The 24,535-nt window shown below is 42.0% G+C and carries 27 protein-coding genes and 1 tRNA gene; 7 read left to right on the plus strand and 21 right to left on the minus strand.

The window, feature by feature from the left end:
* Window positions 1-22: 22 nt before the first annotated feature.
* From QXL29_05545 to QXL29_05560, 4 genes are all read right to left on the minus strand, one after another.
* Window positions 23-1,063 carry a DUF5305 family protein gene (locus QXL29_05545; protein MEM2284056.1) on the minus strand — a complete coding sequence of 347 codons (1,041 nt, stop codon included), beginning with the start codon at window positions 1,061-1,063 and terminating at the stop codon, window positions 23-25.
* Window positions 1,053-2,261 carry a signal peptidase I gene (locus tag QXL29_05550; protein MEM2284057.1) on the minus strand — a complete coding sequence of 403 codons (1,209 nt, stop codon included), beginning with the start codon at window positions 2,259-2,261 and terminating at the stop codon, window positions 1,053-1,055. The genes QXL29_05545 and QXL29_05550 overlap by 11 nt, the downstream gene beginning before the upstream one ends.
* Window positions 2,262-2,352: 91 nt before the next feature.
* Window positions 2,353-3,042, minus strand: coding sequence for a hypothetical protein (locus QXL29_05555; GenBank protein MEM2284058.1), 690 nt, complete (start codon window positions 3,040-3,042; stop codon window positions 2,353-2,355).
* A gap of 21 nt (window positions 3,043-3,063) precedes the next feature.
* Entirely contained in the window at window positions 3,064-3,618 is a 555-nt protein-coding gene (locus QXL29_05560; GenBank protein ID MEM2284059.1) for a hypothetical protein, read from the minus strand.
* A gap of 202 nt (window positions 3,619-3,820) precedes the next feature.
* Between QXL29_05560 and QXL29_05565 the strand changes: the two genes are divergently transcribed.
* The 3 genes from QXL29_05565 (at window position 3,821) to QXL29_05575 (ending at window position 6,007) form a co-directional block, all read left to right on the plus strand.
* The gene (locus QXL29_05565; protein ID MEM2284060.1) at window positions 3,821-5,233 is read left to right on the plus strand and encodes an ATPase domain-containing protein; all 1,413 of its coding nucleotides are present in this window, start codon (window positions 3,821-3,823) and stop codon (window positions 5,231-5,233) included.
* Window positions 5,234-5,321: 88 nt separating this feature from the next.
* Complete coding sequence (locus QXL29_05570; GenBank protein MEM2284061.1) at window positions 5,322-5,615, plus strand: chromatin protein Cren7; 294 nt, start codon at window positions 5,322-5,324, stop codon at window positions 5,613-5,615.
* The gene (locus QXL29_05575) at window positions 5,615-6,007 is read left to right on the plus strand and encodes a signal peptidase I (protein ID MEM2284062.1); all 393 of its coding nucleotides are present in this window, start codon (window positions 5,615-5,617) and stop codon (window positions 6,005-6,007) included. The genes QXL29_05570 and QXL29_05575 overlap by 1 nt, the downstream gene beginning before the upstream one ends.
* 19 nt (window positions 6,008-6,026) lie before the next feature.
* Here QXL29_05575 and QXL29_05580 read toward each other — a convergent pair whose 3' ends face one another.
* The 4 genes from QXL29_05580 to thsA form a co-directional block, all read right to left on the minus strand.
* Entirely contained in the window at window positions 6,027-8,042 is a 2,016-nt protein-coding gene (locus QXL29_05580) for a DNA topoisomerase I (protein ID MEM2284063.1), read from the minus strand.
* A gap of 167 nt (window positions 8,043-8,209) precedes the next feature.
* A complete protein-coding gene (locus tag QXL29_05585; GenBank protein MEM2284064.1) occupies window positions 8,210-9,328 on the minus strand; it encodes a site-2 protease family protein in 1,119 nt (372 codons plus the stop codon).
* Window positions 9,329-9,349: 21 nt separating this feature from the next.
* Window positions 9,350-9,664 carry a DNA-directed RNA polymerase subunit K gene (locus QXL29_05590; GenBank protein MEM2284065.1) on the minus strand — a complete coding sequence of 105 codons (315 nt, stop codon included), beginning with the start codon at window positions 9,662-9,664 and terminating at the stop codon, window positions 9,350-9,352.
* Window positions 9,665-9,755: 91 nt separating this feature from the next.
* Complete coding sequence (thsA, locus tag QXL29_05595; protein MEM2284066.1) at window positions 9,756-11,465, minus strand: thermosome subunit alpha; 1,710 nt, start codon at window positions 11,463-11,465, stop codon at window positions 9,756-9,758.
* A gap of 203 nt (window positions 11,466-11,668) precedes the next feature.
* Between thsA and QXL29_05600 the strand changes: the two genes are divergently transcribed.
* Window positions 11,669-11,950 carry a UPF0147 family protein gene (locus tag QXL29_05600; protein MEM2284067.1) on the plus strand — a complete coding sequence of 94 codons (282 nt, stop codon included), beginning with the start codon at window positions 11,669-11,671 and terminating at the stop codon, window positions 11,948-11,950.
* A 50-nt stretch (window positions 11,951-12,000) separates the two neighbouring features.
* Entirely contained in the window at window positions 12,001-13,449 is a 1,449-nt protein-coding gene (locus QXL29_05605; GenBank protein ID MEM2284068.1) for a DUF402 domain-containing protein, read from the plus strand.
* Window positions 13,450-13,817: 368 nt separating this feature from the next.
* On the opposite strand, the gene tmk is transcribed toward QXL29_05605, so the two are convergent.
* The 5 genes from tmk to QXL29_05630 are packed head-to-tail and all read right to left on the minus strand — an operon-like array spanning window position 13,818 to window position 18,684.
* Complete coding sequence (gene tmk / locus QXL29_05610) at window positions 13,818-14,453, minus strand: dTMP kinase (GenBank protein ID MEM2284069.1); 636 nt, start codon at window positions 14,451-14,453, stop codon at window positions 13,818-13,820.
* A 9-nt stretch (window positions 14,454-14,462) separates the two neighbouring features.
* Window positions 14,463-14,858 (minus strand): DUF126 domain-containing protein, encoded by a 396-nt coding sequence (locus tag QXL29_05615; protein ID MEM2284070.1) that lies wholly within the window; start codon window positions 14,856-14,858, stop codon window positions 14,463-14,465.
* Window positions 14,855-16,063, minus strand: a complete 1,209-nt coding sequence (locus QXL29_05620; GenBank protein ID MEM2284071.1) for an aconitase X catalytic domain-containing protein — start codon at window positions 16,061-16,063, stop codon at window positions 14,855-14,857. The genes QXL29_05615 and QXL29_05620 overlap by 4 nt, the downstream gene beginning before the upstream one ends.
* Before the next feature lie 4 nt (window positions 16,064-16,067).
* The gene (locus tag QXL29_05625) at window positions 16,068-17,384 is read right to left on the minus strand and encodes a UbiD family decarboxylase (protein ID MEM2284072.1); all 1,317 of its coding nucleotides are present in this window, start codon (window positions 17,382-17,384) and stop codon (window positions 16,068-16,070) included.
* Entirely contained in the window at window positions 17,377-18,684 is a 1,308-nt protein-coding gene (locus QXL29_05630; GenBank protein ID MEM2284073.1) for a Clp1/GlmU family protein, read from the minus strand. Before QXL29_05630 ends, QXL29_05625 begins: the two co-directional genes overlap by 8 nt.
* Window positions 18,685-18,756: 72 nt before the next feature.
* Between QXL29_05630 and rsmA the strand changes: the two genes are divergently transcribed.
* Entirely contained in the window at window positions 18,757-19,590 is an 834-nt protein-coding gene (rsmA, locus tag QXL29_05635; protein ID MEM2284074.1) for a 16S rRNA (adenine(1518)-N(6)/adenine(1519)-N(6))-dimethyltransferase RsmA, read from the plus strand.
* Here rsmA and QXL29_05640 read toward each other — a convergent pair.
* Window positions 19,580-20,227, minus strand: a complete 648-nt coding sequence (locus tag QXL29_05640; GenBank protein MEM2284075.1) for a hypothetical protein — start codon at window positions 20,225-20,227, stop codon at window positions 19,580-19,582. The two genes, rsmA and QXL29_05640, sit on opposite strands and share 11 nt — an antisense overlap.
* A 131-nt stretch (window positions 20,228-20,358) precedes the next feature.
* Between QXL29_05640 and QXL29_05645 the strand changes: the two genes are divergently transcribed.
* Window positions 20,359-20,895 (plus strand): CDP-2,3-bis-(O-geranylgeranyl)-sn-glycerol synthase, encoded by a 537-nt coding sequence (locus tag QXL29_05645; protein MEM2284076.1) that lies wholly within the window; start codon window positions 20,359-20,361, stop codon window positions 20,893-20,895.
* Here QXL29_05645 and QXL29_05650 read toward each other — a convergent pair.
* From QXL29_05650 to QXL29_05680, 7 genes are all read right to left on the minus strand, one after another.
* The gene (locus tag QXL29_05650; GenBank protein ID MEM2284077.1) at window positions 20,892-21,074 is read right to left on the minus strand and encodes an RNA-protein complex protein Nop10; all 183 of its coding nucleotides are present in this window, start codon (window positions 21,072-21,074) and stop codon (window positions 20,892-20,894) included. The genes QXL29_05645 and QXL29_05650 overlap by 4 nt on opposite strands.
* The gene (locus QXL29_05655) at window positions 21,071-21,874 is read right to left on the minus strand and encodes a translation initiation factor IF-2 subunit alpha (protein ID MEM2284078.1); all 804 of its coding nucleotides are present in this window, start codon (window positions 21,872-21,874) and stop codon (window positions 21,071-21,073) included. The genes QXL29_05650 and QXL29_05655 overlap by 4 nt, the downstream gene beginning before the upstream one ends.
* A gap of 17 nt (window positions 21,875-21,891) precedes the next feature.
* Window positions 21,892-22,092 (minus strand): 30S ribosomal protein S27e, encoded by a 201-nt coding sequence (locus tag QXL29_05660; GenBank protein MEM2284079.1) that lies wholly within the window; start codon window positions 22,090-22,092, stop codon window positions 21,892-21,894.
* Window positions 22,089-22,382, minus strand: a complete 294-nt coding sequence (locus QXL29_05665; protein MEM2284080.1) for a 50S ribosomal protein L44e — start codon at window positions 22,380-22,382, stop codon at window positions 22,089-22,091. The genes QXL29_05660 and QXL29_05665 overlap by 4 nt, the downstream gene beginning before the upstream one ends.
* Window positions 22,383-22,452: 70 nt before the next feature.
* Window positions 22,453-22,734 (minus strand): 30S ribosomal protein S26e, encoded by a 282-nt coding sequence (locus QXL29_05670; protein ID MEM2284081.1) that lies wholly within the window; start codon window positions 22,732-22,734, stop codon window positions 22,453-22,455.
* Between the two features lie 114 nt (window positions 22,735-22,848).
* Window positions 22,849-24,306 carry a proline--tRNA ligase gene (gene proS / locus QXL29_05675; protein MEM2284082.1) on the minus strand — a complete coding sequence of 486 codons (1,458 nt, stop codon included), beginning with the start codon at window positions 24,304-24,306 and terminating at the stop codon, window positions 22,849-22,851.
* Window positions 24,307-24,415: 109 nt separating this feature from the next.
* Window positions 24,416-24,535: transfer RNA gene (locus tag QXL29_05680), tRNA-Asp, on the minus strand.

Genomic DNA, 24,535 nt, shown 5'->3' on the forward strand with positions numbered 1-24,535 from the left:
CGTGTGTTTTTATCGAAATAATTCATTTAGTTGATTTATCAATTTCCTCGTACAGGTAAGTCACGTCTCCATCTACTACAGCGAATTTAGTCTTACTACTTAGTCTTACTATAGGTTTTCTCCTCATAGTAGCTACTTTAACTAAGTCTGTAAAATTCTTAACACGAATTACTACAGCGACGTGCCTGATTTGCTCTAGTTCCCCAGTAATTATTAGGTCTCTATACTTGCTCTCAAGTAACGCCGGTATTCTCTTACTTGAGCTACTTCGGGTAATCACTATTATCGCGATGGCTAACCCGCCCGCAGAAGTTATTGAAGTGATTACAGTTAAGACCCTATACGTTATGATGTCTACGCTAACCCACAATAGAGCTACTTCAGCAACTCTAGTTTGTTTATAGCTGTCTACATACTTAGACTCTGGACTACTGACGCGGACGTCAATGAAAGGCTTTCCAGTATCGTAGTATACTTCTAACTTAGAAGTTGACGTTAGTGTGTAAGACTTACTAACATTCACTAATTTGACGTCTGTACGAGCACGAAAAACTATGACTATCGTGTATGCTCTACTACTACCTACCTCTCTCTCGACCCTACTTATGTAATCTCTCAGGTAAGTGAAGTTCAGGTAGAGACTCCTAGTCCTCAGTAATTCTCTCACATCACCTGAATCAACTAATATCTCTTTAAACCAGATCGGTGAAGATATGTTAACGTATACCTCGTACGTACCCCCAACATTCTGTAACTCCTTACTAGAACTTAACTTAAGCTCATGCGTGATATTGAGGCCCTCAAAGAATTTAGTATATATTGTCTCACCCGGCTTAAGAACTGTTCTGTTGTCGTAAATGATTGAACTCTTAACGAAGACTACGTAATTCAAGTCTATCTTTTGAGCAACTGTAGCTATGACTATCTCCTCAACAATCTTGTCAGGAATGCTATACGAGACAACTAAACCGTTCAAGGAGAGTAATAAGGTGATGCTTAAGATAGTGATTAAGAAATATGTGAAGGCCCTACTCTGCTTCTCGATAAGAGATTTAATCTTCAACAAATACAAACCACCTAAGCGAATTTCTTAATAAGCCAGCAGTCATGAGTAACGTCACCGTAATTATCAAGTTCTGATAATTTATTAATATTTGCATTAAGTATATCCATAAATACCCTACTAAAGGTATCTTAAAGACGTACTTCCCCAGTAATGCGCTCTGCGATACTCTGAATGGATCTGGATTCTCGTTAGCGTCTCCCTTAGTTAAGTACTTTATTCCTGAGCTAGTGTTAAGCACTCTTACAACCCTATGTATGATTATGTCCCTGCTCAGGTAGAACGCTATCACGTCACCCTCTACCACGTCCGACGGACTGACTCTCGTGTTAATCACTGCCACGTCACCCACGTTTAATGCGGGACTCATACTACCACTAACAACTACGAGAGCCCTATAACCGATTATCATAGATACCAAGACTGCAAGCAGTAAAGAAAAGAACACGAAACTCAGTAACTTAGAAGAGAGTGTGATCTTCTTTGTCTCGCTCTCTCCCGAGTACGTTATCTCAAGAATAACGAAAAATACGAACACCTGAACAACGTTTACGACGGCTAACATACCGCTTGATACGTTCGGGAGCAAGGGCATTAAGTAGATATATAGTCTCGTGAACATAGAGTAAATAAGGCTATTCTTTATACCTCCTAAAATAAACAAGTAACCAACTAGCAAGTTACTGAGGAAGAGAGGCACAAAGCTCCTCATGATGAAATTAACAGAGCTAGAGTAACTAGACGTAATCATATTCAAGTACCTGGTATAAGTGAAACTCAAGAAAGTAAAAAAGAGTGAAGTTAATACAAGTGATGTCCTAACTCTCCTTGAATTCCCTAGAAGATAACCTCTGAGAAACTCTACTCCAAGAACTCTCGGAACCTCCCTAACTAAGTTGAGTACAACAAGAGATTGAGTAAGTGTTAACGGGTTTCGTCCAAAACCATTTAACAATCCCAAAACAACATCACTCGCTATACTCACAGCTAAAAACAGCAAAACAATTGGCGTGAGACTCTCTCCAAATAAGGTCTTAATACTTAAAACCTCGTTAAAGAGAAGCCCTACCAAAAGTAAACCAACTACTGATGGTATCACGTAGTAGAGTAACCCACCCCAAGGCAGGAAAAGAGGATAAAAATAAGCAAATAAGATAAGAGCCAGAGAAAAAACTAGTAAAAAATACCGATTAAACATCAATTGACACCATAGATTCATTACTATAATTATATAGTTTTCAAATAAAAAACTTTTACTCTTTCATCACGCCTTAACTAATGCTTACTTGCTAACTAACAGGAGTAGTAGGTGTTGGATAGCTCTCGGAATACTCGTTCCACTGGATCGCTTCGAAACTTATGTATATAGTTAGTGAAGCACTTTCAGGGGCTGGCTGAAGCACTGTTAAGTCAAAGCTTATATCTGCTGACTGGCAAGGATGTAACTGTACTCCGAAGTTATCACCCCACCAGACAGTAACGTCAGGCTCTCCATCATCGTTAAGATCTAGCTCAACTCCTTGTTGTAGTTCTTGCTCGTTTAACTCGTAGTATGCTACACCATTTATCACTACTCTCCAGATTTTAAGAGGTATCGTGCCGTCATTATGTACTTTAAACGCTATATGTGTGTAATACCAGGGATAAACGTTGTTTAAGGTTACTTCCATAGTGTCAAGATCTCCATCCCCGTCAGTATCTAGTAGAGTTACGTTAGTGCATCCTACATCCTTATCTAGCTGCAGGGCTCCAGGCATTGGATAATAAGATGCGTTCCAGTCATTGCCTTTGAAAACTCCGTAACCTGGCTCCAGACCGCACGCGTCTAAGTATATCACTGAACCTGGAACGAATTCCCAGTCGAGTTCGCCTGTGTTGACTGTTGTGTTTATCATTAGTGTCTCAGACCACATAGCTAACGCTACTAGAGCCACGCCGATTAAAGCCACAATCCCTAACTGCTTAATAATTCCTTTCATTATCAGCACCTTTAGCTATCGTTAGTCACTCATTACTTCATTCCACTGAGCGAATACTAAAGTCACTTCGAATCCGTACGTAGAGTTTTCTTCAGCTTCTTGAAGAACCTCAATATGTAGAATATATTCACCATAACCTTCAGGGTCTATTTGAGTATCTTCTGGTATTAGTAAATTCACGTATAGTGGCGTGTCCTCCGGAATATCAATCATATAATTATAGAGCTTAACTGGAATAGTACCTACGTTGTCTACGTATAGATACACGTCAACCGCGTATCCAGGATAAGCATTATCAATCGTTACGAGTAATTTAATAGCGTCTCCTTCCTCATCTACTACTTCTACCTCAACGTTGCATGAAGCCACGTCTTTGCCCTCCTCGTTACTATAGCCTTCTCCCTGAGGGTCTGCCCCCTCGTCACTACACCACCATTCCGACCACTTAACATCTACTTCGCCTGTGTTGACTGTTGTGTTTATCATTAGTGTCTCAGACCACATAGCTAACGCTGTCCCTAAAGCAAGCACTAATATTGTTAAGGCACCTATAGTTAGTAACTTACGTGTTTCCATATTACATTACCTGCAAATTAGAGAGGGTTTTCTGATATATTAAAGGTTGTGCATAGAGAGTACTTACACTATGTAAGTAGTGTATGTATGTACTGAAAGTACACTAGCATATTATCTTGTGTTAGAGCTCTATCTACGTTTATTTACCTCAACTAATATATATGTCTTGAAGCATAGGGAAGAAAATAAGTGGTGAGGTCCTATTTCAGAAAATCCTAAGTTTGTTTTAGGTGTTGAAAGTCTAGACATTCTCTTAGGAAAACTCTTAGAGTATGGAGCTTTAATACTTATCGCCGGAAATCCTGGCGCTGGCAAGACTCTACTCGCTTCAACTATCTGCTACTCTAACGCTGTTAGGGGCGTTCCATGTCTTTACATCTCTCTACAAGAAACTAAGGAGGTCTTTTTCAGGCATATGAAAGACTTTAACATGGACTTCAGTGAGTTAGAGTCTAAAGACTTATTCAAGTATTACAGAGTACCGATAATAATAGATCCTGAGTTAATTAATACGCTTATTAATGAATTAAGCACTTACTCAAGCAAGTATAAAGTGTTAGTAGTAGATAGCTTCACACCCTTAAGCAAGTTGATAGAGAAGAATTCTGAAACCAGGGCACTACTCCAGAACTTCTTCTATAACCTCGCGAAACTCGAGAAATCTCTAGTTGTTTTAGTAGCTGAGATCCCTATAGGTAAAGAAACCTTAGACTTAGGTGATGTGGAGTTCGTGTCAGACGTAGTGCTACTTCTGAAGCAATACATGGAGAGAGGCCTGATAACAAGGTTTATGGAGGTAAGGAAAGCCAGGGAAGCACCAGTAAGTATCGGTGAGGTGCCCTTCAAAGTAGTTGAGGGATTAGGCATACGTTCTTTTCTCCCACCACAACTTGAGGAACCCCCACCAGTAGTGCGTGGAGTAAGTTACGAGTATCCTTGTAGAGAACTTAACGAGATGTTAGGGCCTGTAAACGCTGGGTCAACAATGTACGTAGTAATGCCTGCTGACGCTCGCTCAACCGAAGCTTACATACCTGGATTAATAAGTCTGTCTTTAGCACTAAAACACAAGCTCAAGACTCTGATAATAGATTATGCTAAACCAACTTACACATTCATAGACTCACTAGCAGATTACGCGGCAAAAAGACTGCTGAAAAGCCGCGAAATAATCGAGAAATTAACTAAAGAGTTAGTTAGCGTCAAGTACGTCAACCCAGCCACGATGAGTCTAGAAGAACTATATACGTACGAGATAGAGTTAGTGAGACTATACCAGCCTAAAATCCTCATCCTTAATAGGATAGACATACCTTCACGCATCCATGGCGCTGAGAAACCTGGAAAATACTTCACACACTTGTGGAACGAGCTACTCTGGTTCAGGAAGCACGGAGTAACAGTGATCAGGACTAGCACCTATATTGGTAGGGAAGCATACTTACAGAACGCGTCTATATCCGAGACAGTAGTACGTCTCTACAAAACTAGAAAAGAACCAAACCTAAAGATATACTTGTGGACTGAAAGAAAAGACCCTAAAATAATAGACTTTCAAGTCTTGAGTAAGTGTCTCGACGAGTTTATCTATAGTGTATGCAGCGAGAAGCAATAATCAAGAGGCGAGAATCTAAATAGCACCTACGACAAGCACTTACCTCAAATATATAAATATTAAGAGATTCATGACTTAGGTGTTTAAAGTGGTTAAGTGTCCCAACTGCGGAGCTGACGTAAGTCCTGAGAGAACTTGGCAAGTCATAAGTCCTTTGCCAGACGCTTACGGGAGGATAACCATAACTGTCTTAGGAAGTTTTAAGTGCTCATCATGTGGTCATAGCTGGAAAGGTAAGGTGTCAGCTATTAAGGTAGGTCCTGAGGGCGAGGTATCTTTTGGCGAAGGAAAGAAAACTAAGAAGAGAGATGAGGTTCCTCGCGAGAAAAGAGAAGGTAAGGTAATAGAAGTAGATATCTCCGACATACTGGAGGAAGAATAATGAGACTCAGCCAAGTTGTCGACATAACTATAGCACTAGCTTTCATAGTTGTCTTGACGCTAACACTGACCGGCACGCTCACGCTGGCGGTGGTAGAAGGTAAATCTATGGAGCCTCTGCTCTGGACCGGGGACGTAGTGGTAGTCTATAAGTCTAGCGAGATAAGAGTAGGTGACGTAGTAATATATGAGAGTAGAGGGAGTTACGTAATACATAGAGTAATAGAAGTCCGCAGTAACTGTTACCTCATTAAGGGCGACAACAACCCGATACCTGACGGGTGCATTCCCAAAGAACTAATAGCAGGTAAGGTATTAAGTATTGGGAACTCAGTCATCAAAATACCTGGAGTCGGGTATCTAACTCTCTTAATGAGGGGCTGGACAAAATAGACATTAGTAGATCAAGAACTCACTTCTTAGTCAGCAAGAATTCAGCTACTTCCTTGACGTACCTACCGCTAGACCTGAGTGTTAAGACCTTATTAAGGAACTCGATAAAAGAAATCTTTGTTTTCCTGCTCCACAACTTATAGGCATTCTTTAGTTCTTCGTATGCTCTTCCGTGAAACCTGCATAATCTTAAGCCATCGTAGGCAAATTCCCCAAGCCTCTGACAGAGAACACACACGGAGTTACCGTCATTGAGGCCTGCTAACCTCCTTAGCTCGCTAATAGACTCATTGCTTTCTAGAAGTTTCTTAACATTAACTAATTTAGGTCTCAACACTGATATAACTTCTTTTACCACTTCCTCTCTGGTGGTCTCACCTACGATTATCTTATTAAGTTTTTCTTCCACCTCACGTGTTAGTTGGACACTTGAAAGCTCAGAGAATAGATTTGCTGATATAGTAGAAACAACACTGCCTAATTCAGTAATGTCAATCCCTGAAGCTGTTTGTTTAAGGTATCCGCGCTTAAATAGAGTCTCAATTATTTCAGCTCTAGTAGCTTCAGTACCGATTCCTGACTTCTCCATCCACTCAAGCAAAGATGATTTAGTGTAAGTAGCTGGAGGCTTACTGAAAGTCTTAACTACCCTTACGTCAAGTATCGGCACTTCCTCACCTAATCTTAAGAAAAACTTCTTTGTAGTACTCACTTTTTTGTAGTTGTATATTCTTAGCCAATTCTCTCTCACTAGTTCCTGAGAAGTGATCACTAACTCTAAATCAAGCACTTTTAAAACATAAGTTGATATTCTGAGTTGTGCTTCATCACTTAATGAGGCTAGGTACCTCCTAACTATTAAGTCATAAATTATCCGCTCCTTATCCTTAAGAGTCTCTCTAGGTAAGTACCCAGTAGGGTGTATCGCGGGATGTGCTGGGTCTTCTTTAACCCCCTCCACAGGTATCAGCGAAGGCTTCTTAAGCAGTTCACTAACGTATTCTTTGTAGGTCTGTAAAGCAGATAAGTTCTTCAGTATCGTTCTGTGGTTAAGCGTTTTAGGTAGTTTCTGTGAGTTTGTTCTAGGATAGCTTATGAGTTGATCTAAGTATAGAGACTCAGCTATGTTGAGAGTCTCAGCAGGAGAAATCTTAGCTATTCTGTAGGCCTCATACTGCAGGTCTGGCAAGTTGAAGGGAGGTGGCGGTCTCAGGACTTCAATCCTAGACTTAACGTTCACTACCCTAGCTTTGCCGGCTCTCTTAATAGCGAGCCTCAAACTATTAGCTTCTTCCTCACTAAGATCTTTGCCGAAGTCACTTCTCACGTTCAGCTCTCCATCTCCAATCTTCAACTTCATAGAAATACTAAATCTTACCTCAGGAACAAAAGATTCTCTCTCAACATGCTTCTTAAAAACTTCTATCAGAGTCGGTGTCTGGACTCTGCCAGCACTCAAGACCTTAAAGCTGCTGAAGACTTTCTTGTAGAAGCTCATTAGAGCTCTACTCACGTTAATACCCCATATCCAGTCTATCTCGTGCCTGCACAAGCCCGCCTCAACCATCTTCACGTCTAGCGGCTGAAGATTCTTGAAAGCGCTCACTAATTCTTCCTGAGTTAAAGAAGAGAACTTAGCTCTCCTGGACCTGCTTAAGTCACCGAAATTCTTGATTATTAAGTAACCTATAACTGACCCCTCAATATCGTAGTCGCAAGCATTAACGTACTCGCTAGCGTCTCTAGCTAGACTCTTCAAAACCTCGTAGTATTTGCGCGCGTACTTGCTCTCTTTTTCAACTAGCCACCTAGGAACCCACTTATAAGTAAAAACCGGAAAACCGCTCTCTTCAGTATCAAGAGAGAATAAGTGACCTACTGCAGGAGCTACTAGAAACCTACGACCGTTAAAGAAACCACTCCAAACCCTAACACCGTTTATCACCTTCTTAATACTCAGGTTTAGAGCTGCAGCTATTTTATCAGCAGCCTTAGGTTTCTCAGCAATTACCAAAACGTACTCGCTATCTCTCAACTCTATCCTGAACTATAATCTAAAACCAAGAGAAATTTATAGGAATGAAGGCTTACCTAATGCTCCTAGAGGAGGGCTACTACAACTCACTAGTTCACAAACCTAAACAAGCTATAACGCGAGAACATAAAATAAGACTTACAGGCAGCAGTTCAGAGCGAATTCTTTTAGGCTACTACTGGTAGGGTAAGCAAGAGTAAGAAGGCATACAAAAAACTAAAAAACCATTTATCTCTCAATTCTAGTCTTGAGTTTAAGTTGGCTACCCCGTAGTGTGGGTTCCTACCAGAGATAAGCCACGCTAACACACTGAAAATACCTAGCCAGAGTAAGTTGGGCTGAATAAAAGATATGAGTATGCTTACAGCTATGATCATGTGAGACAGTATTGAGTGTGTTTTGACGTTCGTTAATGAACGAACAACATGCCCACCATCTAACTGCCCTATAGGCAACAAATTAGCGAAATGAACTAGTAGAAGAAACCAAGCAGCCATAGCAATAGGATTTAAAAGAACTACTTCCTTAGTTCCTACGAGACTATCTATGAATAAGGTTATCAGAGGTATAACTCTGATCTCACTAATTAAGTCAGCCTTTAAAGCACTTAACGCGATCTCTTGCGGGATTCTCGGGGATGTGAGATAAGAGAAAATATAGAGGGTTGCAGAAAGTGTGACTCCTGCTAGAGGACCTGAAACACCTACTAGAGCAAGCCTCTTTAAGTCTTTAGGCGGGTGATGCGATCTTATGAAGGCTCCGAAAGTGCCTATAGGCGATATTAGCGGCGCCGGTATAGGTAGCGGGTAAGTTACTGGGATGCCGGCACGCCTACTCACTACGTAGTGACCTAACTCATGACACATTAAAGGAGCTAAAACACTTACTAAGAAACTTAAGGTCCCTATAAGAGGTTCGATTAAAGGAACTCCGGCACTAAAGCGGTTATTAAGTTCTTCAGCTATAGAGTTGAAGTTGCTTATAGTAAAGTATCCTGTCACAGCTACTGAAGCTACAGTAACTAAAAATAGAACCAAGAATTGCGTTAAGGGCTTCTTGAACTCTACAGCCTTCTTACTAACTCTAAGGAAATTCATGCCCTTACTACTAAACATTATTACCGAATAACCCCTAGGTACCAACTCATCGTATATCCTGGAAAAAGCTTCATCTAGAGTTAAGTCAGGCAATACCTCAACCAAGTACTCAAGAATATTCTCGTCTTCGTGTGTAGGCGTGTAAGTGAAGTACTTAGAAATCAAACCCTCTAATTCTTCTTTACTCATTATACACCACTATTCTATCGACTAGTCCTCTAACCCGTGAACTCTCTTGAACAACTTCTTTTCCACTTCAATAAGTTTACTCACAGGTATTAACTCGACCTCACCGGCAGGAGTCCTCCTGATAATTGTCATAGGCAGTAAGCCTCTCTTGAGTTCTTCTATAGCTATTACTACAGGGTCTTTCGTTATGTTGCTGACATCTATTAATGGTATAGCACCTAAACTAAGTTGCAGGGCTCTAGCAGCCACAATACGTGCTTTCTCATACCTTGTGAGTTTGTATGGCTTGGTCTTAAGGTCTATCTTTTTCAAGTAGTCAATTATCCTCTCGCTCACGCACTCACACCTACTTGACTTAATATTATCTTAGAAAAAATCTTAATAAGGATATTTAATTTAGAGTAAAAATAATGTGAATAGTGCTTTACTACTCTAGACCGCCGAACTTGCCTTCAGGACCCTCGACTCCTTCCCTGCCTTCTTTACCTTTCTCCTCTTTCTTCATAGGAGTAGCTGCTATAACGTCATCAACCTTCAGTATCGCCGTAGCTGCTTCTGTAGCTGCCTTAATCACTTGCTTCTTGACTATGACTGGGTCTATGATCTTAGTAGTCGTCATGTCTTCTATTATCTTACCACCCAATACTTCTATGCCTGCATTGATCTTGCCCTCACTATGCAGCCTCCTCAACTCCATTATAGTCTGTAGTGGGTCCATGCCGGCAGACTGAGCTAGTATAGAAGCTATCTCTTCTAGAGCGTCTGCGAAAGCCTGGATAGCTAGTTGCTCCTTACCACTAACTTCTTCTGCCTTCTTTCTTAGTCTGAGAGCCAGCTCTACTTCTACAGCACCACCACCGGGAACTATCTTGGGGTCTTTAAGTATGTTGCGTAGTGAGTGTAATGCGTCATTAAACGACCTCTCTGTGTCGTCCAGTATCATGTCACTAGACCCTCTTATAAGTATAGTTACTGCCTTCGGGTTCTTGCAGCCCTCAACAAACACCATCTTCTCATTACCTACTCTCCTCTCTTCTACTAGTTCTGCGTAGCCTAAGTCGTTAGGTGTTAGGTCTCTTATGCTAGTTACTATCCTCCCTCCTGTTGCTCTCTCTAGTTTTTCCATGTCTGATCTTTTTACTCTTCTTACTGCTAGTATTCCTTTCTTTGCTAGGAAGTGCTGAGCTACGTCATCAATACCCTTCTGACAAATAACAACGTTAGCACCTGTAGCAGCAATTTTCTCAACCATGTCCTTAAGGACTCTAGTCTCTTCATCTAAGAAAGTCTTTATCTGGTCTGGAGAAGTTATGTTTATTTTAGCAGTAATGTCTGGCTTCTCGATCTCTAGTGGTGCGTCGATTAAGGCGATCTTAGCTTTCTCAACTCTCTTAGGCATGCCGGGGTGCACAACTTCCTTATCTAGCACTATACCACTAATTAGCTTGGTCTCAGCTAGTGATGCCCCCTTCTTCTTCTCTATCTTGACATTATCGAGTCTTACGTCATAAGTTCCGTCAGGCTTTTTCTCAGCTACTTTTAAGGCAGCCTCAATGCTCAAGTCTATCATGTAGTCTATGATGTCGGGAGTAGCTACATACTTAGAAGCTAGCACTGAGTAAACGACGTTCCTTAACTCACGTTTAGAGGCTTCCAAACCTTCAGGAGTTTCTAAGTCTCTTATGCTAATTTTCACGCCAAGCTCATCAAGCACCTCGAGAGCCATGCTGGCTGCCTTCTTGTAACCCTCAATTATTATCGTCGGATGTATGTTTTGATCAAGTAATGTCTCAGCCTTACCCAACAACTCACCAGCGAGAACAACAGCTGAGGTAGTGCCGTCACCTACTTCAGCGTCAGTAGCCTTAGCTACCTCCACAAGCAACTTAGCAGCAGGGTGCTGAACCTCCATCTCCTTAACTATAGCAGCACCATCATTGGTTACTGTCACGTCACCAAAAGAATCAACCAACATCTTATCCATTCCTCTAGGACCTAAGCTAGTCTTTAGTATCTCGGCCAGAGCTCTAGCCGCTATTATATTGTTTCTCAGAGCCTCACGACCGTAGGTTCTCTGCGTACCCTCCTTAAGAATAACCACAGGTATACCGTAAAGAGCTGACATGTTTGATCCCATTAACTCATCATTAAACGGTTCTATTTAAGCTTTTCGGTTTCTGAAAACTATTAAAGCTTATTAACCCGAACTCCTAAACAAAGGAGAATCTTAAGTTGCCTGATTAAAGACCTCGAGAAACTATCGAGTGGAGATTCTTACACTTCCAGAATCATATTTATTTAGTTTTAGGACTCTTCATTATTAGATTGGAGGTGACGTGAGTGTCGAACACTACCGAGAAACAAACACTAAATGAGGCTAGAATAAGACAAGCCATGCTAATGCTTGAAAAAATAGTTAACGACTCAAGCATACCAAGAAATATTAGGAGAGCAGCAATAAACTCACTAAACATGTTGAGAGACCCTTCATTAACTCCGGGTGTTAAAGCAGCAAACGCCGTAAGTATTTTAGATGAGGTAACTCAAGACCCTAACATGCCGATGCACGCGAGAACCGCTATATGGAACGTTATAGCAGTACTCTCAACTGTAAAGGACTAAGCCCTGAGAATAAGTAACGAAGTAATTAAGTACAGAGGTAGTTAGTCCAGATGTTTTTGAGAGTTCGCGTCAGGGGAATATACTCAACTGCCATCTCTAAAATATTGAACGAGAATGGAGTAGAGTTAGTAGACGTGACTCCATCTATAGCGTCTAGACTCAAGATAAGCGAGAATAGGGGGGTGCCTGCCGACGTCACAGTCAAAACAGAAAATGATAACTTATCGCAAATAATGCTGATAGGGTTTCCTGAAGCAATAAATAAAGTTTCAGAAATACTAGAAACCAGCATACCCGACATGCTCGTATTTAAGCCGTTGACAGGCCTCTATACGACGTTCAAGACCCGTGTAGTAGGGTATGAAGGCAGGGAATGCATAGCTCTGAGCCCGTGGGGTAAGGCAGTACTAGTAGACTATAAAGAATGCACACAAGATAGGGAGATCCCAGTCACGACCATAAAGTTAATCACAAACAAAGATAGTAAGATAGTATTATCAGAGAATGTAAGAATAGTTGGTAAGTACGCGATAATAGGGAGAGGTTCAAACGTCACTTTCAGTCACTTCATAAGGAATAGGAGAAGAATCTCGGAATTAATAGATATTTCAGCAAAATACGTTCGAGAAGGCTATAGCATAAGATGGAGAAGTAACTCAGACGAGGCAAACCTGCTAGACATAATGAGTGAACTAGAAGAACTTACAAGAAAATACGACGAGCTAGTAAAGAAAGTTCAGAAAGCACCGCTACTAGAGGTAGTGTATGAGGGAGAGTCTGCGAGATTCTATGAACTCACATACAACTCTAAAGTATTTTTAGATAATGTGAGGAAGGAAGTCTGTCCCACAATATTCTTACATCACTTCTTCAAAAGCTTTGACGTGAGAGACAGTAACCTCGTGGGACTCCTAGACGTTTTATCAGCTAAGGTGTCTAAAGACGAGGAAGACAAGCTAGTCTTTAAGTGGTTCTTAAGTGAGTTGAAAGAAAGAAAAGAAGCTGTAGTAGAGCATAAGAAAACTTCTGGTAAAGTGATTTTCATGAAGGGAGTAATAAGTTGTGTACCAGAAAGTCGTGTACCGGCGCTAGTACTTAAACGCACGATAAAAACTCAAGGGATTTATGATGGACTCAATATCCCTAAAGAAGTGGGAGACATAGCCTTAACGACTATGAGGATGGGAGACTGGCACATAAAACACGAGTATTTCAGTAAGGAGGGCAAGTTTAAAGGCGCTTACATAAGTTTCAATACTCCCACTGAAATACTGTATACCGGCAGAATCCGCTACTTAGATCTCGAAGTAGATTTAGTGAGAGTAGGGGATTTGGGCTGTAAACTAACAGACACTAAAGCATTCCATGAACTCCTCGCTGAAGGAATAATAACTCAAGACGTACTAGAGAAACTAATCACAGAATTTGATAAAACTTTTCAAGAAGTCTGTAGCAAGACTTTCGCCCCATCCACGCCTCACGAGACACATGAAGTATGAGTAGCAATCACTAATAAAACAGAACGTACTACTCGCAGGTCCGCTTTACGTGAGACAGTAACAACACACAAGACTGAATATAGGTCTTCAGTAAGGACTCTACAACTGTCAATAAATAAGGTTTACTAAGGTTTTCGTAGAATTGCTTATGTTGAAATATGGAATATGGTTCCAAGGCTACATGTGAGTCCAGTGCCGTCGGGCTCGAAGGATTCCATGACTGCACGTAGAGTAGCTAGCAACCGCAGTAAACCGTGGAGCAGGGACGCAACCCGTCCTAGAAAAACCTAGAGCGGGAAACAGAAGCGCATATTGTCAAACTAACGAGCTTCTTAAGTAAAGGTTCTAGCTTTCAGGATAAGAGAAGGTCAAAAACCCGGAGCTCTAAGCTTGAAGTCATAAGTTTTTTGAGAGCAAAGTATCTTAAGTTTCTCACAGAGTATCCTAGCACACTCTTTAATCACATCTTCTAGGTCGTTAGAAGCATCAACTTCTATCATGAGACCCCTAGCTACAAGCTCTTTGTAAATTGTTCTGACCTTGTGTAGAAAGCTCTCATCTTCTTCTAAGTACTTTATCTTAGTTGTTGAAGATTTCTTCCTTCGTAAGCCTACGCTAGGTTCAACGTCTAAATATATGGCTAGGTCGGGTTCTGGCGCGAACTTATTTAGAGTTTTAATCCACTCGACGTTTACGCCCTTAGCTCCCTGATAAGCAAGAGATGAGTAATAATACCTGTCACTAACAACTATTAATCCCTCTCTCAGAGCAGGGGTAATGACGGAAACTACGTGATTATACCTGTCAGCGGCCATAAGGTAAGCCTCCATAACGCCACCCAGTCTCTTACCGTAGTCATTAATCAACTTGATGAAATCCTCGCTGTATGGCTCATAGGTATACAACACTTTAAAACCTTCTCTCGCTAAAGCCTCAACAATCCTTAAAGAAACAGTGGTTTTGCCGGAACCGTCAAGTCCTTCAAAAACTATAAAATAACTCAAACAATCCACCTAAGTTAGTCCTATCTTGAGGGCATTCCCCTCAACACAGACTTTAAGTCCTTCAAATACCTTCAACTCGTTTAAGTCTATAGCACTATCTACGAACTTATATAATGACACGTCAGCTAACACACAACCAGCTACTAGAGTCGGGTCTACAGACTTAGTTATTAATGCCTTGGGCGCTAAACCCCTCTTACTCAGTGCGTAGAGAACGTAAGGACCTACGGTACTACCTACGAGTGCTGGCGCAACCAATACAGACTGCGCTATGTTCCCGACGCCCTTGACCTCCGCACTCTCAATCACGACGTCTCCTAAGAAAGAGAACGGGCGAGTAGACACTCTCAATTCACCACACACGTTCTCAGACCCGTAAATTCTACATACCTCATACACCCTCATCTAACCCCGCCTCCAAGAAATTCTTTAAGAATCTCTTCCCTATCTTTGATTACTACTTTAACCCCAGCTAATTTAGGCATATAGTGAAGAGCCTTTCCCGAGTCAGTAATGACGTACTTAACACCTAACAAACTCAACTTGGTAGTAACGGGACACATCCCTCTAATAATTCTGACACCAACCTCACTCAAGTAATCGACAGTCTCTTTATCGAGGCTTACAGTATCGCCAACACCTAACCAGAGTTCCACCTTACCGGAATTCCTTCTACCCCCGACTTGCAGACGTCTTAATAAGTACGTGAGCTCGTCTAGCGAAAGGTGTGGGCAACCAATAAAGTAAAGAATGCCTCCACTCTCACTACTATCTCTTAAGTCTAGCAAGACATCCCTCAAATCACTTGAGTCTATAGAAAATCTATCCTTAATATCTGAGCTCTCTAAGAGTTCTTGACTGTCGGGGGTTAACCTATTGAAGACTACCATGGGCGCGTTAGATGTAGAACCGAATGAAGCCAGGAAAATACGAGCTAGTTCTTCAGACACGTTTTCAAGACCTTCCACGAAAGGTATCGAATCAGGACATAGCTCACCTACTTTGAGACCCAATAATGATATGTGTAGAAAACTAGCACTTTCTCCAGTTTTGACCCTCACTAGACATTTTGGTTTACGCCCCTCACGTAAGTGAACACCCGCAGCATAAGTCTTTCCTAAGAGGCCTTCAAACAGTGCTAGAGGACCTCCCTCTCTATTACTCCAAGCACCAACGAGTGAATTAGCGTATAGAACTGCGTTGGATTCAGCCCAAGCTAAGTGCTCCCCATATGAAGGTCTCCTAACATAGTAGGGAGCACACGTGAACGCGCGAGCTCCCATGCCCTTCAAGTAATTAATTATCTTTAATTGCTTACTTCTCACGTCTTCAGGCAAGCTACCATACATAGAATCTATTATGACTGCGTAAGGATTAGCTGTAGTGAATACGTGAAATCTAGCGCTACTAGTTGCCAAAGACTCTATGAATTCTAGTCCTGCATCACCTATGTTGAAGTACGAGATACCTGAAACATGAGCGTGCTCTACCGGGATTAGCTTCTCAGCCCCTAGAGAAGCCCCTACAGTCGTGAGTACTTTCATGGCTAACGCATAAGGATATCCCAGCTCACCGTTAAGTATGGCTTCTTCTTCTTTAGTTAAGTACATTACGTTAGCCCTCAGGCAATCTTGGTTTTTCAAAGAAGCTCTTTTGCGAGAGTGGATAGGTAGCTACTACCGCTACCTTGTCTGTCAAACCATCCTCGGAACTAGGGTCTAATGTAGAGCCCCTACTCTCTCTAATCACTAAGAGCCCCCTAGACGCTTGAAACCTAGTGGCTATTGCCCACTCAACGTCTTCTGGGTTGTCAGGATCTACGTCAGAATCAACTATGACTACATGTTTTAAGCTCGGGTGTCCGGCAAAAGCAGCTAAAGCAGCGTTTTTCCCGTCCCCCTCATGATTTCTCTCTATAGATATCACAGCATGCAACCACTGTCCCCCACCACTCGTTAGCCTAACCTTGACCACCTTAGGAACAACCTTCCTAACTGAGTCCCATATTAGAGCCTCCCTAGGAAAACCCATGAAGATCTTATGCTCTCTTCCACCAGGAAGTATAACGTGAAACAGAGGGTTGTCCTTAAGCAAATATATGGACTCAACCCTAATCAGCGGTTGCTTCCTAACAACGTCATATAAGTTGAGAAGATCTACGAATGGACCCTCATTGACTAGGTCCAACGTGATCTTGCCCTCCATGATTACTGAAGTCCCGGCAACGACAGGCAACCCGTACTTAGGAGTCCTCACGATAGGTACTCTACTTCCGCCCAAAACAGAAGCTAGCGAAAATTCGAAGACCCCATAGGGTGGGGAGATTGAAGACGCGATGAAAACTACTGGGTGGACGCCGACAGCTACTGCAACGGGGGTCTCAAGACCTTTCAACTTATTCTGCTCGTAGATCCTGAAGAGATGTCTTGGAACCAACCTAACTGCAAATCCTCCGTCAACTAGCATGAGCCTGTGAACTGAAGCATTATACGAGTCCATCTCCGGCGTCTTAGCAACCAAGACTGAAGCGTCTATATAGTAACCCCCGTCTTTCTCGAAAAACTTTATTGACGGCAACTTACGATAATCTCCCTCGTATGGGATATAGAGCTCTGAAAAAGAATATTCTGAAAACCAATCACTAAACTCTCTTTCCGCACTCATGGCAGCAACTAACTTCCTATACGCCTCAACATCGCTCTCGACATTAAGAAACTGATAAAGTCTCTGGCGTGACCCAACTAGGTTGCCTACACATGGAGGACGCTTGCCAGCTACTTGGAAAAACACCGCTTTGTTGAGTTTTTCAGCCTCCATTAAAGCTCTAGTAGGCTCGTACTCGTCTCTTAGTGGTTTCTCAATTATCATTAATTCTCCGCGGTTGCTTACGTCATCAATGACTTCTTTCAAACTCCACAGAAATTCACTCACCCCTCCTAACCTCCCTATACTCCTCATCTAGCCTAATATTGCTACTAATTAAGCCTTTTATGAGTCCTTCATGCGGTGTTCTAAGCTTAATTAAGATATCGTCCTCCTCAAACCTCACGTCTTCTATTATTCCCGCAGCAACTTCATTCATGTTATCTCCTACTACACCTACTAAGCACCGCACGAGGTCTTCCACGCTGGAAACGAACAACTTAATCGAGTATTTCAGGTATATCTCATTTCTTAACGTTTCTAGCAATCCTATGTGTGGTGGGCTCTTAATTAGCAAGGCAAGCTCTTTCTCATCTCTACATGCCCTTATTATATGCGTTGCTATCGAGGAGAGTTCAGGAAACATCTCGGCTAGTTTACTAGCAGGAATCTCAACACAGTTTAAGGGAGACATACCAATCAAGCCTACCTTACTAGCTCGTAAAGTCTTCACAGAAGAATTCATGAAGTACTTCTTGTATGCTTCAGATCTTAGTCTTTGCCTTTCCTCTCTACTCCTGATTCTAGGCTGTATAGGTGGCTTAGCCCTAATTATCTTAATCATCTCACGAAATACTTTAACCATTAAATCACTTAAGTTGCTGTCAAGGACTACAAGGTGAGTGGGCTTAACCCACCTGATTAACTCTAGCTTATACGAGACCCCGTCTCTCCCGCTGACCCACCCGTCAGTATTTACTATTACTGCGTCACAGCCCCTGAAGAGGGCTTGATTAACTAAGTCTACTGTAGAAGCTATTATTCTAGAACTACAGTTTCGTGGGCTGATACAGCCGACAAACCTGAACTCACTAAAGCTTAGTTCCCTCTGCCATATGAAAGGCTTATCTACTACTGCTAGAGCTATAGTGGCAGGCGTTGCTAAGTCTTCCTGACCTACATCACCCTCAATAATACAGCAATTAAGTCCTCTACCTCTAAGATAATTAGCTATGAAAGCTGTTAAGGTAGTTTTGCCTGACTCGGGAGGACCCACGACAACTACCTTAAGCTTTCTGACTAAATTGAAATCCTCACTAATAACTTCTGCAACACGTAGCCAATCATCAATAACTTCCGTAGAAGGATCTACGACGCCGAAAAACCCTCCAGAACCTAGAGAGACTCTAAGCGTTGTCTCAACAAGAGCCTTAAGAGAGTAACTCCGTAACTCATGAACTACTAGATTGCTCCCCCTACCATATATGTTGCCAACAAGCAGTATCTCGCCATCAACTACTTCAATCCTAGCAGGACCTGAAACTCTTGCTACCTCGCCTGCTTTTAAGGCGTGTGTAGCAACACTCATGAGTTACCCTACCCAAACTATATTTATGACTTATTATTTAGTGTTTTAGAAACTTCTTAAATGGTTAAGTAAATGGTGTCATCAAGGAATGACCTATGCTTATGGCTTAAGAAAGTATCTGCAGAAATTATTAAAGAACTGCCTTTGATGAGGAGATATAGCCAACACATAATGATAGACTGTAAATTAGGATATTTGTTTAGAGAGGCGCTCCTGAAACTCAACGTGAAGTCTGCTATGGAGATAGGGGCTGGTCCAGGCCTCCTCACAAAGTTCATTAAAGACGCTGTTAAATACTTAGTAGCAGTAGAAATAGACATTAAGTTCTTAAAATTCGGCATAGAATTAGCTAGTGAAGAACCAAACATAGAATACTTGATGAGTGACGGTCTTAAACTACTTAATAATAATGCGCTGAGAGTAGATGCAGTAGTATCAAACACACCATACTCACTCACAGGCCCCCTACTAGCATCAATAGTAAAATCCAACATACCCTACGCGCTACTCACACTCCAGAAAGAAGTTAGTGAGAGACTAGTCGCTACACCAAGTAACAAGTCCTACGGCCGCGTGTCAGTCTTTATTCAAAGCTTCATGAAGCCTGAAATAATAGACTACGTGAGTCCTACTGCTTTCTACCCACCACCGAAAGTTTGGTCGGCTTTAGTACTCCTGAAAAGACGTAGAGAATGGCGTGAGGAAGACAAAATCTTCGAAGAGTTTATTAAGTGCGTATTTAATCAGAGAAGGAAGAAAGCCCTCAAAATAGTTAGGGAATGCACAGATAAGCTCTCTCTTAAGGAGATAGGAGACAGCATATTGAGAGACTTAATAGGTGATAAGAGAGTTTATGAGTTAAATGTTGAAACATTCAATGCTCTCATGAAGCTAGCTAGTAAGTAACTTTCAGTAATCCACCCCTAAGGGCTATGTTGATGCATGCTCTCAAGTCAGGGTCTTTAAGATCTTTCCTCCCAATATATGTCGTGGGGCAAGTGCCGGTAGTGCTATCCTCATCTACTAAAACAAGAGAGTACTTGCCTTCCTCAACTATTCTCAAAACTTCAGACATGAAAGACTCCCAGAATCCCGCAGGAGATACACCAACCTTAATAACAACTCTCTCTGGACCTAGTGAGTTCTTAACCTTACTTAAGATCTCAGCCAAATCTGAAAATCTCTTGACATAGCCATAGTCGAGCAATACATTATTAGCGAATATCACGTAGTTTACTATTGCGTTACCTAGATCCACACCTACTACTAGAGTCTCTACTTTGGTCACCCCAACCAACTCAAGGAGGCTAGTTAAAACATTATCTTCTGAAATCTTCATAACTCTAACCTTGCTAACATCGTAGTTCTTTTTAATTAGTTCGAAACATTCTTCGTCAACCAGTAATGTAGTAGCTTCACGTAAGTCATCTTGCAACTCAAAAACCTTATAATGAAGGTCTATTAAGTTACTGAGATTCTTAAATATATTCATCAATTTAGGGTTACAGATAGCTACTACGTTTCTCCCAGTTCCAGACTTCATATTAACTTACGTCCACCTTAAGTAGTAAGAGTTTCAGCACATATAACCTTTAACGCTAGACCGTATAATTGAAGGTCAGTCTTTTAAGCGTAAACGGGGGGTTATTCTTAAGGGTATGTGTGTTGAATGAGGTGCTAGAGCATCTGCTGAAAGTGATAATGGTGTACTTGCCGGCAATGGTAGCTAACGCAACGCCTCTAATATGCCGTAGGTACTTCTTCAGAAATCCGCACCCAGTAGATTTCGGGAAGAGCTTCTACGATGGTAAGAGGTTATTCGGTGATAATAAGTCAATTGAAGGTCTCGTGTCAGGAGTCGTAGCAGGAGTATTGATTGGCTTAGCTTACGGCTCTTACATGCGTTCACAACTTTACGAGTGGACTGTTTACGGTTTTCTTTCAGGTGCGGGAGCGATGAGCGGCGACCTCCTCAACTCGTTCATTAAGAGAAGACTAGGTATGAGACCTGGTCAATCGTTCATACCTCTTGATCAAATATCATTTGTTGTTGGTGCTTCCGTATTTATTAAGGTGTCTAGAATAGACCTAGCAGTTAATCAAGAATTGAGTGTCATTGATTTCTTATTAGGTCTTTTATTAGCCGGAATACTACACCCACTAACGAACTACATAGCCTACCTAGCCAAAATAAAAGAAACCCCGCTCTAGCTACTCTCTGAAGATTCTCCACTACTTGAATACTTGGCAAGAACTCTGTAACTCACGTATTTGTCTCTAGGAGAGAACCTGGGAGGATGCGGACAAGTAGTCTGTGACCCGCACACAGGACACACTTCTTTTAAAGTATACCTACCGCAATTAAGGCATTTCCTCATTAAAAACCTCACTTTGTTTTTTCCCTCTCGGAAATCAACTCAATACCGTACTTGCTGGCTATATTCCTGGCGCTACTCAGCGCTTCTGCTAAGACCTTCTCAGCTGTTTTGTAGTCTTCGGCTGAAACTTCCACGGCATATCTAGGAGCACCGACAGTGTATATCCTTACTGAGAGATTCCCTGAGCTCTTGACGTAATTCATGATAGACTCTAGAATCTCCTTAATCTTATCAATACCGTCTGACGCTGTAGTACTCAGAGTTACTATATTACGTATCCTAATACTCTTAGGCTTTATCCTCTTCTTAACTTCCTCAACTACTACAGGAATCCACTCGTCCGGGATCTCTATTTCAGCTAAGAGCTCTTCACCTCTAGTAGCTATCTCCTCAAATGCTGTCATGAGGTCGCCGAAGTAGTCTTCAAGCTTCCACCCTACTTCCCTGTAGGCGTCTTCAAGTGATTTACCTAATCTCTGAGCCATCACCTCAAGCATTTTCTCAGCCTTCTGCATTCTCTTAAACTCTATAAGCTTACTCCTCTGCTCACTCTCAGTGACTCTCTTAAGCGAAACGTCTATTTGATTCTTCCTAGTATCAACTCTTATTACCTTAACTACTACTTTCTGATTCTCTCTAAGAACTTCGCGGATGTCCTTAACGTACTTAGAACTGACTTCAGACCACGGCAAGTAAGCTTCTATGCCGCTATACTCGTCTAACTTTAAGTAAGCACCATACTCAAAAATTCTGTTCACAGTACCTATGACTAACTCTCCAGCTGATGGAATCGGTCGCCTCTTTTTAACCAATACACATCCCCTTAACACTAACTAAGTATCTTGACTACATCACCTAGCAACTTAGCTTTAGCACCTGTAGGCTGGACCAACTGAGTACCGCAAATAAGGCATCTTACAGGAAATGAAGCGTGATCAAAAACTATTTGCTCATTACCGCAGGAGGGACACTTAATCTTGAGAAACTTGCTCTTAGGCATAGGTATTAAGACCTTTCTCTTCTTGCTCATGCCTTACTCAACACCTCACCTAACTCTGCTTTCTTTAATCTAATACCTTCTCTGTGGCTAATGTAGCCACACACACTACACTTAAGTTTAAGAACAACCTTCTTAGTTGTTTTAGCAAATCTCTTCTGTTCAGGTTTTCTCTTACTTCCATAACCCACATTCTTTCTATCATATCTTCTCTGACCCTCAGCAAGAGACCTCCTCTTACCTGACTTATAGATCGTTACGGAGTGCTGTGTGTGCTTCTTACACCTCGGGCAGTAGGTATTGAGTGATTTAGGTATCTTCACGTCCTAGCACCTCACTCACTACTAAATCATGTGATTACCAGACAATTTAAGTTTTGCTTAAAGCTCGATACTACGCTTTCGTACTCTTTCTCTCTTCTTCAGCTCTAACCTTAATTATGCCTAAGAACACAGCACAACTAACACAGTAACATTTAGTCACAGGATACCTAGCTATTATAGCCCCCTTCTTCTCTAGCTCGTCAGCCAATTGTGGGTCAACAGGCGAGTACCACCTCGTAACACAAACAGCCTTGTCTTCAGGAACTAGCCTACCACACTGGTCACAGTGGATCAGCTCTACAGAACCCTTACTACCCTTACGCCTACCCCTGCTCTCACGCTTCTTCGGCAAACCCAACACCTATAGCTATTGACTCAAGACTTTATAAATTACTTGAACAGACAGAGACGAGAATATCCTGAGCTGTTATCAAGGCAATATACAGGAGTGAATAGACTTACTCTCCTAGTACTTTCTAGCGTATCTCATGTGAGTCACTGCTCTCTTACCACAGACAGGGCACTTGATCTCACTAGTCTTAACCTCCTCTCTTACTTTGAGGGGGGTCCCTAGAGCCTCTAGGCCGTACTTGCTCGTTATAAAGTCAGCACACTCTTTAAGACCACACCAAGGAACTTCAATCAAGTATTTCTGTTTTTTCAGAGCTTCTTCTAGAGCATTTAAGTCACTCACTTCAGCTACGTGAGTCCTGAACGTGTCCCAAGCCCTCCTACTCAAGTTAGCGTCTATCTCCTTACCCAACTCCCTCAAAGTATCAGGGAGCCTCTCCAGCGGAGTCTTTAATCTAGTTAAAGTATCTCTCCTGAAGATCGTGGCTCTTCCCTCACTAAGCTCTCTAGGGCCTAAGTCAATCCTGAGAGGAACACCCTTAAGTTCCCAATACGCGAACTTTTCGCTCGGAGCCTTCTCCGTGTCTAGGTCTGCGAGAACTCTGAAACCCTCCTTCTTAAGATACTCAGAGAGTTTGCTTGCTTCAAGAAACACTCTCTCTTTCTCCTCATTACTGCCGGCAGGTATGGGGACTATAATTACCTGGATTGGAGCTACCTTAAAAGGAAGTATTAGGCCTTTCTCATCGCCGTGTGTGCTTATGAGAGTAGCTATGACTCTCTCAGAAATCCCGTAAGAAGTTTGCCACGCGTAATCGATAGATTCGTCTCTTTTTTGGATCTTAACTTCAAAGACTTTAGTAAAGTTCTGTCCTAAGTTATGCACAGTACCTATCTGAAGTGCTCTCCCATCAGGCATTAAAGTGTCGAAGGCTATCGTGTAGATAGCTCCAGGGAACTTATCCCAGTCAGGTCTTCTCGACACCACGTAAGGAATACCCAGCAAATCAAAAAACCTACTGTAAATCTCCACAGCTTCTGAAACTTGCCTCTCCGAATCTCTGAAGTCTTCGTGAACTGTATGTGCTTCTTTAAAAGTAGTGACTTCCCTGACACGCAACATAGCTCTAGTAGCTCTTGTCTCGTACCTGAAGATACTGACTACCTGGTAGTACTTCTTAGGTAACTGCTTATAGCTCTTAATCCAAAAAGACTCCATGTAAGTTAAGGAAGTCTCGCTAGTAGGTCTTAAAGCTAGCTTGATTTCTAGAGGGTCTAGACCCCCATGAGTAACCCAGAAAACCTGGTCTTCAAACCCCCTCACGTGCTCCGACTCCTTAGCAAGTAAATCTTCTGGTATCAAGAGAGGCAACAGTATCTCCTCATGACCTGTAGAATCAAGTAAAGAACGCATTAAGTCTATAATGTGCTTCCTAAGTTTGAAACCGTAAGGCATCCAAACACCAAAACCTTTGACGGGGTATCTGCCGTAGTCGTAAAGTTCAGCTTCTCTTAAAACCCAATCAAACCACTCACTGAAACCCATATTCCTCAAGTCCTCCTCTTTAACCATGACACACCACTTGACCTAAAACTAACTTGAATTACTTCTTTAATATTTTCTCTCATATTATCTGACCTCTTCCACGCACTGAAGAACAAGGCTTTCAGGTGTAAGAAGCTGGCGCCGCGGCCGGGATTTGAACCCGGGTCACGGGCTCTCTGTACGCCCGAACTCTTTCTGCCTTCTGTGTGAGAGGTTCGACAGGCCCGCATACTAGGCCGGGCTATACTACCGCGGC

The sequence above is a fragment of the Zestosphaera sp. genome (genome assembly GCA_038843015.1).
Lineage (GTDB): Archaea > Thermoproteota > Thermoprotei_A > Sulfolobales > NBVN01 > Zestomicrobium.